Here is a 16442-nt window from a genome sequence, read left to right as displayed (position 1 = left end):
GCCCGTTTGACGGCGGCCACGCGCCGGGACCAGCCTTACCGCCAGTGCCGACGAGGGGAGGGGAGCAGGCGCCGATGTCGGAGCACCAGATGAATCTCGGGGTGGTCTGGGAGCAGGTCGTCCGCGAGCTGTCCGCGGGCACCCTGTCCCCGTCGCAGCGGGCGTGGATGCGGATGACCAGGCCGATCGGCCTGCTCGACGGGACCGCCCTGCTCTCGGCGCCGAGCGACTTCGCCAAGGAGGCGATCGAGCGCGCGCTGCGCGAGCCGATCACCAACGCCCTGTCCCGCAGGCTGGGCCGGGTGGTGTCGCTGGCGGTGAAGGTCGACGCCGCGCCCACCGCGCCGAGCGCGTCGGCCGTGCCGTCCCAGGTGGTGGCCGCGCCGGTCGTGTCGCCGTCCCCGGTGGTCACCGCCGAGGTCGACGGCGACACGCTGACCATCCCGGCCGCCGACGTCGCCGCGCTCGACGCGCAGAGCGACACGTTCGACCCGCCGAACGGCTTCGGCTCCCCGCACGGGTTCGACCCGGCGCACGGGTACGAGTCCCCGCACGGCGACAACTCGTTCCACAACGACTCCGACGACGACGGCGAGGAGGTGGACGAGGAGGGCGACGCGCTCGCCACCGTCCACGAGATCTGGCCGACCTTCACCGGTCAGCCCCCCGCCAGCGGGCAGCCGTTCACCGCGCCCGCGCAGCCGCAGACCTCCAAGACCAGGCTCAACGAGAAGTACACGTTCGACACCTTCGTCATCGGCGCGTCGAACCGCTTCGCCCACGCCGCGTCGGTCGCGGTGGCCGAGGCCCCCGCGCGGGCGTACAACCCGCTGTTCATCTGGGGCGAGTCCGGCCTGGGCAAGACCCACCTGCTGCACGCGGTCGGGCACTACGCCCAGCGGCTGTTCCCGGGGATGCGGGTGCGGTACGTCTCGACCGAGGAGTTCACCAACGACTTCATCAACTCGCTGCGCGACGACCGGAAGGTGGCCTTCCAGCGCCGCTACCGCGACATCGACGTGCTGCTGGTGGACGACATCCAGTTCCTGGAGGGCAAGGAAGGCACCCAGGAGGAGTTCTTCCACACCTTCAACACGCTGCACAACGCGAACAAGCAGATCGTGGTCTCCTCCGACCGGCCGCCCAAGCGGCTCGAGACGCTGGAGGACCGGCTGCGCACCCGGTTCGAGTGGGGCCTGATCACCGACATCCAGCCCCCCGAGCTGGAGACCCGGATCGCGATCCTGCGCAAGAAGGCCGCCCAGGACCGGTTGGCCGCCCCGGCCGAGGTGCTGGAGTTCATCGCGGCCAGGGTCGAGGCGAACATCCGCGAGCTCGAGGGCGCGCTGATCCGGGTGACCGCGTTCGCCTCGCTCAACCGCCAGCCGGTCGACGTCGGCCTGGCCGAGATCGTGCTGCGCGACCTGATCCCCGACTCGCAGGCGCCGGAGATCAGCGCCCCGACGATCATGGCCGTGACCGCGGAGTACTTCGGCGTCTCGATCGACGACCTGTGCGGCCCCGGCAAGACGAAAGCGCTTGCGCAGGCCCGGCAGATCTCGATGTACCTGTGCCGCGAGCTGACCGACCTGTCGCTGCCCAAGATCGGCCAGACCTTCGGCGGCCGCGACCACACCACGGTCATGCACGCGGACAAGAAGATCCGCAAGGAGATGGCCGAGCGCAGGCGCATCTACGACCAGGTGCAGGAGCTGACCTCCCGCATCAAGCAGCGCGCCCGCGCCTGACCCACCCGGCGCGGGCCGCGCGCCGGACCGGATGTGCGCGATCACCCGCAAGTCACCGGAACCGGGTGAGCAGCCGAGCCAGGCAAGGTCGAGCCCTCTGAGCGACCCATCCAGGGGAAGGCGGGCGCTGGTCTTGGCGAGGTCGATCGCCAGCCGAGGGTTGGTGCCCGCGGAGCCGGTGGCACGAGGTGGTGATCTTCACGCTGCGCTCGCCGTGCTCCTCGATATCGATGCGTCCCGCGCTCACCGAGCGCGCGCAGCACCCGCTCGGTATCGCCGACGTGCAACTCAGTCGGGGGGTCTCGTCCACACCACGGGCCGCTCCCGCTGGCCCGTCGCGGCGATCGCGAACAAACACCCTGACTGCCCCTGCGGGGGCGAGGTCGGGTGGGCCCGGCGCCGCCTCCCAGCGGTCGGACACCTCCTGAGCTGTCCCTGGACCCAGCCCTGCCCGTTTCCCGCCGTTTCTGGCAGCAGCCGCCCGCGCCCGTGTGCGCTCGCGCCGGGATGCTGAGGTCCCGCGCGCAGGCGCCGAACCTGGCGTGGCAGCTCCGGGCGGGCCAGGCCCACGATCTGCCGACGACCGCGCCACCCGTGCCCGGCACCGTCGAGCCCCGGCAACTGGGGCGGCTGGCGCCGACCGCGGGTGGCCGGTCATCGCGTTCGCACCGCCGCACCTCTTTATTGCTGCGGCGTCGGGCTGCCCACCGGGGCAATAAGGTGCGCGCGGTCGTGGATCCCGGAGGGTCAGGACACCGGGGTCGCGCTTCGCCCGCCGCGCGGGTGTTGACCGCGCGCGTCCACCTCGACTCGTGGAGTGAGCGCCCGGCGCAGTAGGTTCGTCGCGGCCGTGTGTCTCCGGCCGCCCGAACGCCGCCGGTTCGGTCCCGCAGGGGCAGTGCCCCCACCCATCCCCAGGCGCAGAAAAGTTCGGCCGCCCCCGCCCGCGTCGCACTCTTTATTGCGGCGGTGGAGTGGCCGCCGCACCGCCGTCGACGGCGCCGGATCGCCGGGCGCGGTGGGGTGCCGACCGGGTCGAGCTCGGGTCGGATCCCGGCGGGAACCGCCGGATCGCCGGGTTTCTGGGGCAGTGCAGGCTCCGTCCACACCGCCAGAAACATCACGAACGAGCGAACCCAGGTGGCCTGCGTCACCGAAAACCGTGGATAGACCTGTGTACAACCCTGTGGGCAGTCGCCGCGCTGCCTGGGGGCTACTCGACCCACATCTGGGGACGGTTCTGTGGACAACTCGGCCGATCTGTGGACCAAACGGGTGAGCGAGCAAACCATCCACCGACGGCCCGATCTGTCCACCGATCGATGCCCCTGGTTCTCCACAGCCCGCCGCGCGGTGTGACCTGCGCGGACCACGGTCATCCACACAATCCACAGGACTTACTACTACTGCTGTTTCTTCTCTCTTCCAGATGAACAAAAAAGAAGAAACAGGGGATGGCCGAAGTTGGGGACAGCGGGCTCCCGCGGTGCCGCCGGGAGGGCCGGGACCGACCCGCCCCGGATGACGGGTCCCCGCCACACGCTCTACGGTTGGGCACTACAGCGTGGACAGCTCGACGGCGCGGCCTGGCACGACACGGTGCGGCGCGGTGGTCGGGCCTGGAAAGGACTCCCATGAAGATCCGCGTCGAGCGCGACGGCCTTGCCGACGCCGTCGCCTGGGTCGCGCGCAGCCTCCCGTCCCGGCCCCCTGTCCCCGTCCTGGGCGGGGTGCTGCTGGACGCGGGCTCCGCCGAAGGCACCGACGGCCTGACCGTGTCCGGTTTCGACTACGAGGTCTCGGCCACCGTCAAGGTCCCGGCCACCGTCGCCGACGGCGGCCGCACCCTGGTCTCGGGCAGGCTGCTCGCCGACATCACCAAGTCGCTGCCGAACCAGCCGGTCGAGATCTCGGTCGACGGCTCCCGGGTCGCGATCACCTGCGGCAGCGCGAAGTTCAGCCTCCCGACGATGCCGGTCGACGACTACCCGGCGCTGCCGACGATGCCGCAGCACGCGGGCGAGCTCCAGGGCGAGGTCTTCGGCCAGGCGGTCAGCCAGGTCGCGGTCGCGGCGGGCAAGGACGACACGCTGCCGATGCTGACCGGTGTCCGGGTGGAGATCGCGGGGGACAAGCTGACCCTCGTGGCCACCGACCGGTTCCGGCTGGCGATGCGCGAGTTCGAGTGGAAGCCCTCCGGCGACGTGGAGGACGCGGCGGTGCTGGTGCCCGCGCGGACCCTCGCCGAGGCGGCCAAGGCGCTGGGTAGTTCCGGGCGCACGGTGGAGTTGGCGCTGTCTCCCGGCGACGGGCTGTTGGGCCTGTCGGGTTCGGGTAGGCGCACCACCAGCCGGCTGCTCGACGCGGAGTTCCCGAGGTACCGCCAACTGCTGCCGAGTGAGCAGACCTCCAACGCGGTCATCAGCGTCCCGCCGTTGGTCGAGGCCATCAAGCGCGTGTCGCTGGTCGCCGAGCGCGGCACCCAGGTCCGGCTCGAGTTCGAGGACGGCCTGCTGCGGTTGTCCGCCGGTGGCGACGACGAGGGGAGCGCGGAGGAGGAGTTGCAGGTCGACTTCACCGGCGACCCGGTCACCATCGCGTTCAACCCGGGCTACCTGCAGGACGGGCTCGCCGCGCTGCACAACGACCGCGCCGAGTTGTCGTTCACCACGCCCAACCGCCCGGCACTGATCAAGCCGGTCGGCGATGATGGCGTCATCCCGGGGTACCTCTACCTGCTCATGCCGGTCCGTCTCCCGGGCTGATCGCGAGAAGCCAGAGCGAGAGGAAGAACCGTGCAGCTGGGACTCGTCGGCCTGGGCAAGATGGGCTTCAACATGCGCGAGCGGGTGCGCGCGGCAGGCCACGAAGTGGTCGGCTACGACCGCAACGCGCAGGTCAGCGACAGTGCGTCGCTGGCGGACCTGGTCGGCAAGCTCGCCGCCCCCCGGGTCGTGTGGGTGATGGTGCCCGCGGGTGAACCGACCAGGCAGACCGTCGCCGAGCTCGGCGAGCTGCTCGCCGAGGGCGACCTGGTCATCGATGGCGGCAACTCCCGCTACACCGATGACAAGGTCAACGCGGACCTGCTGGCGCAGAAGGGCGTCGGCTACCTCGACGTCGGCGTGTCCGGCGGGGTGTGGGGCAAGGAGAACGGCTACGGCCTGATGGTCGGCGGCGACGCGGAGCACGTCGAGCGCGCCCTGCCGATCTTCGACGCGCTGCGGCCGGAGGGTCCGCGCGAGGAGGGCTTCGCCCACGCGGGCGAGGTCGGCGCGGGCCACTACGCGAAGATGGTGCACAACGGCATCGAGTACGGGCTGATGCAGGCGTACGCGGAGGGCTTCGAGCTGCTCGACGCCGCCAGCGAGGTCACCGACGTACCCGCGGTGCTCAAGGCGTGGACCAGGGGGACGGTCGTCCGGTCCTGGCTGCTCGACCTGCTGGTCAAGGCGCTGGAGGAGGACCCGGGCCTCGCCGAGATCACCGGGTACGTCGAGGACTCCGGCGAGGGCAGGTGGACCGTCGAGGAGGCGATCAACCACTCGGTGCCCGCGCCGGTCATCTCCGCGGCGCTGTTCGCCAGGTTCGCCTCGCGGCAGACCGACTCCCCGGCGATGAAGGCGGTCGCCGCGCTGCGCAACCAGTTCGGTGGGCACGCGGTGCACAAGGCGGGACCCACCTCCGGGTCCGGCGACGTGAGCTAGTGCGGGTAAGGCACTTACAGGTCAGCGACTTCCGGTCGTGGCAGCACGCGGACCTGGATCTCGAAGCCGGTGCCTCGGTGCTGGTCGGCGCGAACGGGCAGGGCAAGACGAACCTGGTCGAGGCGATCGGGTACGTCGCCACGCTGGGCTCGCACCGGGTCGCGTCCGACCAGCCGCTGGTCCGGCACGGGTGCGCGCGGGCGATCATCCGCGCGGCTGTGGTCAACGACGGCCGTGAGCTGACGGTCGAACTGGAGATCACACCGGGCAAGGCGAACCGGGCGCGGATCAACCGCGGCCCGGTTCCCCGCACGCGCGACGTGCTCGGGATCTTGCGCACTGTGTTGTTCGCGCCGGAAGACCTGGCGTTGGTCCGGGGCGACCCGGGTGAGCGGCGCCGGTTCCTCGACGACCTGTTGGTGTTGCGCGCGCCCCGGTACGCGGGGGTGCGCGCCGACTACGAGAAGGTGCTGCGCCAACGCAACGCACTCCTTAAGAGCGCGGCATCGAACCGGCGCGCGCGGAGGGCAGATCCGGAGGCAGTGTCGACGCTCGACGTGTGGGACAACCACCTCGCGGAGCACGGCGCCCAGTTGCTCGCGGCGCGACTGGATCTGGTTGCCGACCTCGCGCCCCGGGTAGCGGCCGCGTACGCGGGGGTCGCACCGGAGTCTCGTCCGGTGCACATCGCGTACCGCTCACAGATAGAGGAGACGCTGCCCCCCGGCTACGGCAAGCCTGACGGTGAGCGCGCGGACATAGAGGTGGTGGCCGACGCGCTGCTGGCTCGGATGGCGCTGCGCCGGGACGCGGAACTGGAACGCGGGGTCAGCCTGGTCGGACCGCAACGCGACGAGCTGGACCTGGTGCTCGGCGAAGCCCCGGCGAAGGGGTACGCCAGCCACGGCGAGTCGTGGTCGTTCGCGCTCGCGCTGCGGCTGGCGTCCTACGAGCTGCTCAAGGACGAGGGCAGCGAACCGGTGCTGGTGCTCGACGACGTGTTCGCCGAGCTGGACCGGCGCAGGCGGCAGCGACTCGCCGAGGTGGCGGTCGGGGCCGAACAGGTCCTGGTGACCGCGGCCGTGGCGGAGGATGTGCCCGGCGAGCTGTCCGGGGCCAGGTACTCGGTGGCGGACGGGGAGGTGCGACGTGTCTGACGACCTGTTCGGTGGGGCGCTGGAGCCGACACCCGCGCCACCGGCCCGACGACAGCGAGTGACCAAGCAGCCCGTTGCCGCCCCCACAACTGGGGATAACCCTGTGGATAGTGTGGATAACACCGTCACCGTGCGGCCATCCGGGGGACCAGGACCGGGGAAACGCCGCGCTTCATCCACATCGGGGGGTGGACAACCCCAAGATTCATCCACAGGCGTGACGCAGGGTGATGCCGGGGGCGAGTCGACGCCGCCACCGCGGGGATCAGATCTTGCCAGAGCCGCCCTGGCCGCCGCCCGGCAGGCCGCCAAGAGCAACCCGAAGCGCGTTGTTCCACGTGGAACAGCGGGCGCGGGCTCCCGCAAGCGCCGCCGGTGGTCCTCGTCGGGGGCCGACGAACGCGACCCGCAGCCGCTGGGCAGGCTGGCCTCGCGGATCGCGAGGGAACGCGGCTGGCAGGAGAACCTGGCCGGGGGGCAGGTTTTCGGCAAGTGGGCCACACTGGTCGGGGCGAACATCGCCGAGCACGCGAAGCCGCTGGCCATCAAGGACGGCGAGCTGACCGTGCAGGCCGACTCCACCGCCTGGGCCACCCAGCTGCGGGTGCTGCAGCGCCAGATCCTGGCGGGCATCGCCGCCGGTGTCGGCCGCGACGTGGTCACCCGGTTGAAGATCCAGGGCCCGTCGACGCCCAGTTGGCGCTACGGCCCCCGGCACGTTTCCGGCCGTGGACCACGAGACACCTACGGCTGAACCTCGCGGGTCGAGACAGTCTTGGTGGCGTCCTACCTCGTGCCGCTTCCCAAGCGAGGCTCTGTGTGCGAACCAGGGGTGTCCTTGACCCCGTTCTGTGGGACCCGACCAGTACTATGTCGGGAGGGGTGCGCGCAGGTGGTCGAGAACGTGGCCGCCGCCCGCTCCGCAGCCGTTCCGACGCACGAGGAGACACCGGGCACGTGGCAGCTGACAAGCAGGAGAACTCGTACGGCGCCGGTTCCATCGGGGTGCTCAAGGGCCTCGAGGCGGTCCGGCTGCGTCCGGGCATGTACATCGGCTCCACCGGGGAACGCGGTCTGCACCACCTGATCTGGGAAGTCGTGGACAACTCGGTCGACGAGGCCATGGCAGGCCACGCGACCAAGGTCGAGGTCACCCTGCTCGCCGACGGCGGCGTCCGGGTCGACGACGACGGCCGGGGCATCCCGGTCGAGGAGCACCCGGAGGAGAAGCGCTCCGCGCTCGAGGTCGTGATGACCGTGCTGCACGCGGGCGGCAAGTTCGACAGCGACAGCTACGCGGTCTCCGGCGGTCTGCACGGCGTCGGCATCTCCGTGGTCAACGCGCTGTCCACCAAGCTGCTGGCGGTCATCAAGCGCGACGGCTACGTGTGGACCCAGACCTACGGCGACTCCAAGCCGCTCGGCCCGGTCGAGCGCGGCGCGCAGACCCGCGAGCTCGGCACGTCGATCACCTTCTGGGCCGACCCGGCGATCTTCGAGACCACCACGTACAACGCCGAGACCGTCGCGCGGCGGTTGCAGGAGATGGCCTTCCTCAACAAGGGCCTGACCATCGTGCTGCGCGACGAGCGGGTCTCCGACGACGAGACCGAGACCGACGTCGAGGGCCACGTCGCGCGGATCAAGGAGCGCACCTACCACTACCCGGGTGGGCTCGAGGACTTCGTCAAGCACATCAACCACAGCCGCGAGTCGATCCACAAGAACGTCATCGCCTTCGAGGCCAAGGGCACCGGCGTCGAGGTCGAGGTCGCGATGCAGTGGAACACCGGCTACAGCGAGTCGGTGTACACCTTCGCCAACACGATCAACACCCCCGAGGGCGGCACGCACGAAGAGGGCTTCCGCGCCGCGCTGACCCGGGTGGTCAACGTGTACGCGCGCGAGAAGAAGGTGCTGCGCGAGAAGGACGCCAACCTCTCCGGCGACGACGTGCGCGAGGGCCTCGCCGCGATCGTGTCGATCAAGCTGGCCGAGCCGCAGTTCGAGGGCCAGACCAAGCAGAAGCTGGGCAACACCGAGGCCAAGACCTTCGTGCAGCAGACCTGCAACGAGTGGCTCGCCGACTGGTTCGAGCGCAACCCGGCCGACGCGAAGACCATCGTCACCAAGGCGGTGTCCTCGGCGCAGGCCAGGATGGCGGCCCGCAAGGCGCGCGAACTGGTGCGGCGCAAGGGCGCGCTCGACATCGGCGGCCTGCCCGGCAAGCTCAAGGACTGCCGCTCGACCAAGCCCGAGGAGTGCGAGCTCTACATCGTGGAGGGCGACTCGGCTGGCGGTTCGGCCAAGGAGGGCCGGGACTCGCTGTTCCAGGCGATCCTGCCGATCCGGGGCAAGATCATCAACGTCGAGAAGGCCCGGATCGACCGGGTGCTGAAGAACACCGAGGTGCAGAGCCTGATCACCGCGCTGGGCACCGGCATCCAAGAGGACTTCGACGTCGCCAAGCTGCGCTACCACAAGATCGTGCTGATGGCCGACGCCGACGTCGACGGCCAGCACATCCGCACCCTGCTGCTGACGCTGCTGTTCCGGTTCATGCGCGGGCTCATCGAGCAGGGCCACGTGTACCTCGCCCAGCCGCCGCTCTACAAGATCAAGTGGCAGCGCACCGACCCGGAGTACGCCTACTCCGACCGCGAACGCGACGGCATGCTCGAGGCCGGGTTCGCGGCGGCCAAGAAGATCAACAAGGAAGACGGCATCCAGCGGTACAAGGGCCTCGGCGAGATGAACGCCGACGAGCTGTGGGAGACCACCATGGACCCGGCCAACCGGGTGCTGCTGCGGGTCACCCTCGACGACGCGGCCCAGGCCGACGAGCTGTTCAGCGTCCTGATGGGCGAGGACGTCGAGGCCCGCCGCTCGTTCATCACCCGCAACGCCAAGGACGTCCGCTTCCTGGACGTGTAGCAGGGGCACCGCCCCCCGCGCCGCACACCCACCCGCGTTGAAAGGAACGTCCGGTCGTGACCGAGACCCTGCCGCCGCCCGGCGACCGCATCGAGCCGCGCGACATCCAGCAGGAGATGCAGAGCTCCTACATCGATTACGCGATGAGCGTCATCGTCAGCCGCGCCCTCCCGGACGTGCGCGACGGCCTCAAGCCGGTCCACCGGCGCGTGCTCTACTCGATGTTCGACACCGGCCTGCGCCCCGACCGCAGCTACGTCAAGTGCTCCCGCGTCGTCGGCGACGTCATGGGCAACTACCACCCCCACGGCGACTCCTCCATCTACGACACCCTCGTCCGCCTGGCCCAGCCGTGGTCCATGCGCTACCCGCTGGTCGACGGCCAGGGCAACTTCGGTTCCCCGGGCAACGATCCGGCAGCCGCGATGAGATATACCGAGTCGCGGCTCACGCCGTTGGCCATGGAGATGTTGCGGGACATCGGTGAAGACACCGTTGACTTCGTGCCGAACTACGACGGCAAGACCGAAGAGCCGAAGGTCCTGCCGTCGCGGATTCCGAACCTGCTCGTCAACGGTGGTAGCGGTATCGCCGTCGGTATGGCGACGAACATCCCGCCGCACAACCTGCGCGAGGTGGCCGACGGTGTCGTGTGGGCGTTGGACAACCCCGAGGCGAACGACGACGAGCTGCTCGCCGCGCTGCTGCTGAGGATCAAGGGGCCGGACTTCCCGACCAAGGCGCTCATCCTTGGTACGCAAGGGATCGAGGACGCGTACCGCACGGGTCGCGGTTCGGTGCGGATGCGGTCGGTGGTCGAGGTCGAGGAGGACGCCAAGGGGCGCACCATCCTCGTGGTCACCGAGCTGCCGTACCAGGTGAACCCGGACAACCTGATCGAGAACATGGCGCAGCTGGTGCGCGACGGGAAGCTCACCGGGATCTCCGAGATCGCCGACGAGTCGAACTCGCGCTCTGGCATGCGGATCGTCATCGGGCTCAAGCGCGACGCGGTGGCGAAGGTGGTGCTGAACAACCTCTACAAGCACACCCAGCTGCAGCACAACTTCGGCGTCAACATGCTCGCCTTGGTCGACCAGGTCCCCAGGACGCTGCGGCTCGACCAGATCATCCGGCACTACGTGCGCCACCAGCTCGAGGTCATCGTCCGGCGCACCCGCTACCGGCTGCGCAAGGCCCAGGAGCGCGCGCACATCCTGCGCGGGTACGCCAAGGCGCTGGACATGCTCGACGAGGTCATCGCGCTGATCCGCCGCTCGCCCTCGGCCGACGAGGCCAAGAGCGGGCTGATCGAGCTGCTCGAGGTCGACGAGATCCAGGCGACCGCGATCCTGGAGCTGCAGCTGCGCCGCCTCGCCGCGCTGGAGCGGCAGCGGATCATCGACGAGCTCGGCGAGATCGAGCGCTACATCGGTGAGCTCGAGGAGATCCTCGCCAGCGAGGAGCTGCAGCGCGGGATCATCCGCGACGAGCTGATGGAGATCGTCGACAAGCACGGCGACGAGCGGCGCACCAGGATCATCCCGTTCGACGGCGAGGTCTCGGTCGAGGACCTCATCGCGGTCGAGGACGTGGTCGTCACGATCACCAGGACCGGCTACGCCAAGCGCACCAAGACCGACCTGTACCGGGCGCAGAAGCGCGGCGGCAAGGGCGTGCAGGGCGCGACGCTCAAGCAGGACGACATCGTGGCGCACTTCTTCGTGTGCTCCACCCACGACTGGATCCTGTTCTTCACCAACAAGGGCCGCGTCTACCGGGCCAAGGCGTACGAGCTGCCCGAGGCCAACCGCGCCGCCCGCGGCCAGCACGTGGCGAACCTGCTGGCGTTCCAGCCGGACGAGGCGATCGCGCAGGTCATCCAGATCAAGGACTACACCGCGGCCCCGTACCTGGTGCTCGCCACCCGCGACGGGCTGGTGAAGAAGTCCAAGCTGGTCGACTTCGACAGCAACCGCGCGGGCGGTCTCATCGGTATCAACCTGCGTGAGGACGACGAACTGGTCGGCGCGGTGCTGTGCTCGGCCGACGACGACCTGCTGCTGGTGTCCGCGGGCGGCCAGTCCATCCGCTTCCACGCCAGCGACGAGGCGCTGCGGCCGATGGGCCGCGCCACCTCCGGGGTGCAGGGTATGCGCTTCAACGCCGGTGACGAGCTGCTCACCATCGGTGTGGTGAAGGAGGGCACGTTCGTTTTGGTGGCCACCGACGGTGGGTACGCCAAGCGCACCCCGATCGAGGACTACTCGGTGCAGGGCCGCGGCGGCAAGGGCGTGCTCACCATCCAGCACGACAGCAGGCGTGGCAGGCTGGTGGGGGCGGTCATCGTGGAGCTGGAGGACCAGCTCTACGCGATCACCTCCTCCGGCGGGGTCATCCGCACCACCGCCAAGGAGGTGCGCAAGGCGGGCCGCCAGACCAAGGGCGTCCGCTTGATGAACCTGGGCGAGGGGACCACGCTGGTCGCCATCGCCCGCAGCGCCGAGGTGGCCGCCGAGGACGGTGACGGTGACGTGCCGGTGGACGGTGTGGTCGTCGACGGCGAGGTTGTCGACGCGGCCGAGGTCGACGGCATCGACACCGATGACGCCGACACCGACACCGACGCGGTGGTCGAACCGGTCGACGGGGAGTCGACCGACGGCGCAGAGCCGACCGAGTAAAGACGAATAAGACGCGCGAGACCTAGGGGAAGCCGCTCGTGACACAGCCCGAGAAGCCGGACACCGCCGGACAAGAAGAACCGGAGCGGACTTCGGTCATCGCGACGAGCAAGGTCACGCCCGCCGAGGCGCCCGAGACCGCGGAAGGCGGTGGCGCGGTCGAGGACAACGAGACCACGCCACCGCCGTGGGCCCGGCTCACCCAGGAAGGTGAGCCGGACGCCCCGGCGCCCGGCTTCCCCACCCAGGACCAGGACCCGGACGTCACTCAGGCCCTGCCGCACCCCGGCAACGGCCACACCCCGACGTTCCAGCCCGCCGACGAGGCCACCATCTCGGTGCAGCGCCCCGTCGTCACCGGCGCCGCGGTCCCGCGCCTGTTCAGCGACCCCACCCCGCCCCGCACCTCCGTCAACCTCGAAGGCGGCGCCGCCCGCCCCGCAGGCGCGGGCACGGCGGGCACCGGCAGCACACCCCCCAGCGCCCTGCGCCGCCCCGGCCGCGGCCCCCGCCGCGCCAACCTGCAGATCAAGCGCTTCGACCCGTGGTCGGTGCTCAAGCTGTCCCTGGTACTCGGCGTCTCCCTGTTCTTCGTCTGGCTCGTCGCCGTCGGCGCCCTCTACGCCGCCCTCGACGGCATGGGTGTCTGGGACAAGGTCAACGGCATCTCCAACGACCTCCTCAACACCAACGGCGGCGGCAACACCGGCCCGCTGATCAGCGCGGGCCGCGTCTTCGGCATCGCCGCCATCATCGGCGCGATCAACATCGTGCTGTTCAGCGCCCTGGCGACGGTGGGGGCGTTCGTCTACAACGTCTCCGCCGACCTCGCGGGCGGACTCGAGGTCACCCTCGCCGAGCGTGAGTGAGGGGATACCGATTTGGGGCGCCGAAGGACCGTGCTGTAACCTTCTGGCGTTCCCACAGGGGCCTATAGCTCAGGCGGTTAGAGCGCTTCACTGATAATGAAGAGGTCGGAGGTTCAAGTCCTCCTAGGCCCACCGGACTCGGGCGACTTGTGTCTGCAGAGAGAGCAGACCGGGTCGTCCGTCGTCATTTCTGGGGGGCGACCCCCCAGACCCCCACGGTGCGGTGGTTGCGGTGGGTGGAGCCCGTGCAGCTTGCGTGGTGGGTGGAGTTGGCGGGAGCGCGAGGGCGAGCGCGGGGCCAACGGAGGCACTGGGGGGACCAGCTCGAGGCTTCGCCTTCTCGCGGTCGGGGTGCGAGGGGTGAGTGTGGGAGGGCTGGGGGGCGCGGGTGGGGGGTGTGGCAGACTGGTGGGGCTGGTCCTGGGGAGAGTGGGCTGGCGCTAAGTGGGTTCTGGTGCCTTAAGGAGGCATACGTCGTGAAGAAGCTCCTCGCGGTCGCCGCGGTCGCTGGTGGTGTCCTCCTGGTCATCAAGCGCAAGAGCTCGGCCAAGGCCGAGGCAGCGCTGTGGCGTGAGGCCACCGCACCCGCCAACAACGGTGCGAAGAAGGCTTAAGACCTTCTCGGCACGGCCCACCGCCGTGCCGACTCGGGGACGTAGCTCAATTGGCAGAGCACCGCCTTTGCAAGGCGGGGGTTAGGGGTTCGATTCCCCTCGTCTCCACGGGTTCGGGCGACTTGTGTCTGCGGAGTGCGCAGACCTGGTCGCCCGTTGTCATATCTGGGGGGCGACCCCCAGACCCCCACGGTGCGGGGGTTGCGGGGGTGGGGATGCGTGCGGGGGTTGGAGTGTGGGTGCGGTGGGTCGGGGGCTTGCGTAGCGGCTTTGGGGGGTAGGGGCGAGCATGGGGCGTACCTACGGACTTGGGAGTTGGGGAATGACTGAGCGCGCGGCTACGACGGTGTGGAGTGGGGATTTGGCTCGGGGGGCTGGGGAGGTCAGCCTGGACACGTCGAAGGCGGCGGCGTTCACGGTGTCGTTCCCGTCGCGGGCGCAGGAGGCCAACGGGCAGACGAGTCCGGAGGAGTTGATCGCGGCGGCGCACTCGTCGTGCTACTCGATGCAGCTGTCCGGGTTGTTGGGGGCCAACGGGACGCCGCCGGAGCGGATCGAGACGAGTGCGGTGGTGAGCTTCGGGAAGAAGGGCGACGGGTTCGCGATCCTGGGGATCGCGTTGACCGCGAGGGCGAGCGTGCCGGGGCTCGACGGGGAGAAGTTCGGGGAGATCGCCGAGACCGCGAAGCGGATCTGCCCGGTGTCGGCCGCGCTGACCGGGACCGAGATCACCCTCGACGCGGCGTTGAGCTGACGGGCGCGGGGCGGGGGACACGTGGTCCCCCGCCCCGCTCGGCGTCGGCCCCGGTGTCCGGACCGGGGGACGCACCACCGCGTTGTCAGCCCGCGACGCCCGCGGGTTCGGCCTGGCGGGAACGCCCGATCACCTGGTCGACGGCCCACTTGCCGGGGCCGAAGACCGCGATCAGCAGGAACGACCAGGAGAACAGCGCCGCGCTCTCGCCGCCGTTCTCCATCGGGAACAGCCCGACCTTCTGGTGCACGACGAAGTACGCGTACGCCATGGTGCCGGAGCACAGCAGCGCGGCCCACCGGGTGCCGAGGCCCAACGCCACCAGTCCGCCGCCGACGAGCTCGATCACCGCGGCCCACCAGCTCGGCCACTGGGCGAACGCGGGGACCTTGCCGGAGGAGGGGCCGCCGAGCACGTCGAACAGGGTTGCCGCGCCGTGCAGGGCGAACAGGAAGCCGATGACGATCCGGAACAGGGCTAGTACGTGGTCCCTTGTTCTGTCGAACAGGTCCATGCCTGGCTCTCTTTCATTTCGGAACAACAGGGGGTCATCCATCCGTGGCCGAGGCCACACTGTCTGTAATGCCCCTGACCGTCATCCGGTTCAATGAGTGGCCGGGACCACACTTGGCGCCATCTGGTTGACTTGCCCGGCCATGAGAAGAGCCGTGATCCTCGCCGCGCCCCTGCTCGCGCTCGCGGCGTGCACCAGCACCGAGCCGCCAGCCGACCAGCCGCGGTCCACCACCGCCGTCGCCGCACCGACCCAGTCGACCTCCAGGGCCGCGACCGCCGCCCCACCGGCCCCCGAGCCGGTCGCCGACGGACCGTGCCCGTACCTGGAGAGCTCGGTGGTCGCCGACGCCAACGGGCAGCACGTGACCAAGGTGCGCACGTCCGGGGACAAGCCCCACCCGGCGTGCTTCTACTACCGCCCGGACGGGAGCGTGCAGCTCACCGTCCGCGTCTACACCGGCGAACCGGCCATCGCGAAGCTGGTGGTCGACGAGGCCGCCCCCATCGCCTCGTCCAACCCCGCGTCGTCCCCGGCGGGCTGGACCGGCGGTTCGCTGTCCAGCGACAAGGGCGCGGTCTACGCCGTCGCGAAGGCGGGCACGGCGGTCGTGGTCAGCACCAACCAGGAGCAGACCATCAAGGCCCGCCGGATCACCGAGACCGTCATCACCAACCTCGGCCTCTGACCCCGGGGCATGGCGAAGCGGCCGACCCCCGCAGGTCGGCCGCCTCGGTGCGGAGCTACTTCTCGGAGCTGATCGGCTGGTTCGGCTTGGCCTGGCCGTTGCGCTCGGCCCCACCGGTCGGGGTCTCGCTGACCGGCGGCTTCGGGCGTTGCGGCTGGGGCTCGGCCGGGGCCTGCGTCGACTTGCCGCGCAGGACGACGGCGGCACCGGCACCGATGCCCAGGATCGCCAGCAGCCACGGCCACCTGCGGCGCTTGGCCGACGGGTCCTTGGCCGCCTGCTTCGCCGCCGACCTGGCCGCGCGCAGTTGCGTCTCCAGTTCCTTGCGGTAGTGCTTGACCTGCGGCTTGAGGTCCTTCTTCAGCTGCTTGACCTGGGCCCGCACCGGCCCGGTCGCCTTGCTCGCCCGCTTGGTCGCCGGGTGCTTCAGCGCGTCCTTGCGGGCCTGCTTCGCCGCCTTGGCCAGGTCCTTGCGGGCCTGCTGGGCCGTCTTGGCCAGGCGCTTGCGGGTGCGGCGGGTGGTCTGGATGACCTCTTCCCTGGCCACCTGCGCCGTCTCGGCCAGTGCCTCGGCGACCTGCTGGGGGGCGACGCCCTTGGCGGCGAGCTTCTGCTCGGCTGCGTGCGCCGCCTCCGCCCCGGCTGCTGAGGCGCGAACCGCACCTTCGCGGACCGCGCGCCAGCCGGTGCCGACGGCCTTGCCCACCGTCTCTCCGGCCCGGGTCATGGCTTCACCTCGTCCATCGTGTGCTCAGGGACCTTTCCTGACCCCG

Annotated in this window: 13 protein-coding genes and 2 tRNA genes; 13 read left to right on the top strand and 2 right to left on the bottom strand. The window is 70.2% G+C overall.

Annotated features, from left to right (window positions below):
• Positions 1–74 precede the first annotated feature (74 nt).
• From dnaA to CLV68_RS03405, 12 genes are all read left to right on the top strand, one after another.
• The gene (gene dnaA / locus CLV68_RS03455) at positions 75–1748 is read left to right on the top strand and encodes a chromosomal replication initiator protein DnaA (protein ID WP_121389133.1); all 1674 of its coding nucleotides are present in this window, start codon (positions 75–77) and stop codon (positions 1746–1748) included.
• Between the two features lie 1634 nt (positions 1749–3382).
• Positions 3383–4513 (top strand): DNA polymerase III subunit beta, encoded by a 1131-nt coding sequence (gene dnaN / locus CLV68_RS03450; RefSeq protein ID WP_121389132.1) that lies wholly within the window; start codon positions 3383–3385, stop codon positions 4511–4513.
• Positions 4514–4543: 30 nt separating this feature from the next.
• A complete protein-coding gene (gene gnd / locus CLV68_RS03445; protein ID WP_121389131.1) occupies positions 4544–5455 on the top strand; it encodes a phosphogluconate dehydrogenase (NAD(+)-dependent, decarboxylating) in 912 nt (303 codons plus the stop codon).
• Complete coding sequence (gene recF / locus CLV68_RS03440; protein WP_121389130.1) at positions 5455–6612, top strand: DNA replication/repair protein RecF; 1158 nt, start codon at positions 5455–5457, stop codon at positions 6610–6612. The genes gnd and recF overlap by 1 nt, the downstream gene beginning before the upstream one ends.
• A gap of 217 nt (positions 6613–6829) precedes the next feature.
• Entirely contained in the window at positions 6830–7366 is a 537-nt protein-coding gene (locus tag CLV68_RS34910; RefSeq protein ID WP_281274628.1) for a DciA family protein, read from the top strand.
• Between the two features lie 203 nt (positions 7367–7569).
• The gene (gene gyrB / locus CLV68_RS03430) at positions 7570–9546 is read left to right on the top strand and encodes a DNA topoisomerase (ATP-hydrolyzing) subunit B (RefSeq protein ID WP_121389128.1); all 1977 of its coding nucleotides are present in this window, start codon (positions 7570–7572) and stop codon (positions 9544–9546) included.
• A gap of 56 nt (positions 9547–9602) precedes the next feature.
• Positions 9603–12230 (top strand): DNA gyrase subunit A, encoded by a 2628-nt coding sequence (gene gyrA, locus CLV68_RS03425; protein WP_121389127.1) that lies wholly within the window; start codon positions 9603–9605, stop codon positions 12228–12230.
• A 38-nt stretch (positions 12231–12268) separates the two neighbouring features.
• Complete coding sequence (locus CLV68_RS03420; protein ID WP_121389126.1) at positions 12269–13099, top strand: DUF3566 domain-containing protein; 831 nt, start codon at positions 12269–12271, stop codon at positions 13097–13099.
• Between the two features lie 58 nt (positions 13100–13157).
• Positions 13158–13231: transfer RNA gene (locus CLV68_RS03415), tRNA-Ile, on the top strand.
• A gap of 344 nt (positions 13232–13575) precedes the next feature.
• Positions 13576–13713 (top strand): DLW-39 family protein, encoded by a 138-nt coding sequence (locus CLV68_RS33655; RefSeq protein WP_170224051.1) that lies wholly within the window; start codon positions 13576–13578, stop codon positions 13711–13713.
• 35 nt (positions 13714–13748) lie between these two features.
• Positions 13749–13821 (top strand) — tRNA-Ala (locus CLV68_RS03410).
• Positions 13822–14035: 214 nt separating this feature from the next.
• Positions 14036–14467, top strand: a complete 432-nt coding sequence (locus CLV68_RS03405; RefSeq protein ID WP_121389125.1) for an OsmC family peroxiredoxin — start codon at positions 14036–14038, stop codon at positions 14465–14467.
• 85 nt (positions 14468–14552) lie between these two features.
• Here the strand turns inward: CLV68_RS03405 and CLV68_RS03400 are convergent, their stop codons facing one another.
• Positions 14553–14981 carry a DoxX family protein gene (locus CLV68_RS03400; RefSeq protein ID WP_121389124.1) on the bottom strand — a complete coding sequence of 143 codons (429 nt, stop codon included), beginning with the start codon at positions 14979–14981 and terminating at the stop codon, positions 14553–14555.
• Between the two features lie 142 nt (positions 14982–15123).
• On the opposite strand from CLV68_RS03400, the gene CLV68_RS03395 reads away from it, so the two are divergent.
• Positions 15124–15669, top strand: a complete 546-nt coding sequence (locus CLV68_RS03395) for a DUF2020 domain-containing protein (RefSeq protein WP_121389123.1) — start codon at positions 15124–15126, stop codon at positions 15667–15669.
• A 55-nt stretch (positions 15670–15724) separates the two neighbouring features.
• On the opposite strand, the gene CLV68_RS03390 is transcribed toward CLV68_RS03395, so the two are convergent.
• Positions 15725–16396 (bottom strand): hypothetical protein, encoded by a 672-nt coding sequence (locus CLV68_RS03390; protein ID WP_121389122.1) that lies wholly within the window; start codon positions 16394–16396, stop codon positions 15725–15727.
• Between the last annotated feature and the right edge of the window lie 46 nt (positions 16397–16442).

Origin of the sequence: Actinokineospora cianjurensis (genome assembly GCF_003663795.1) — a bacterium.
GTDB lineage: Bacteria > Actinomycetota > Actinomycetes > Mycobacteriales > Pseudonocardiaceae > Actinokineospora > Actinokineospora terrae.
This window is presented reverse-complemented; position numbering and strand designations above follow the sequence as displayed.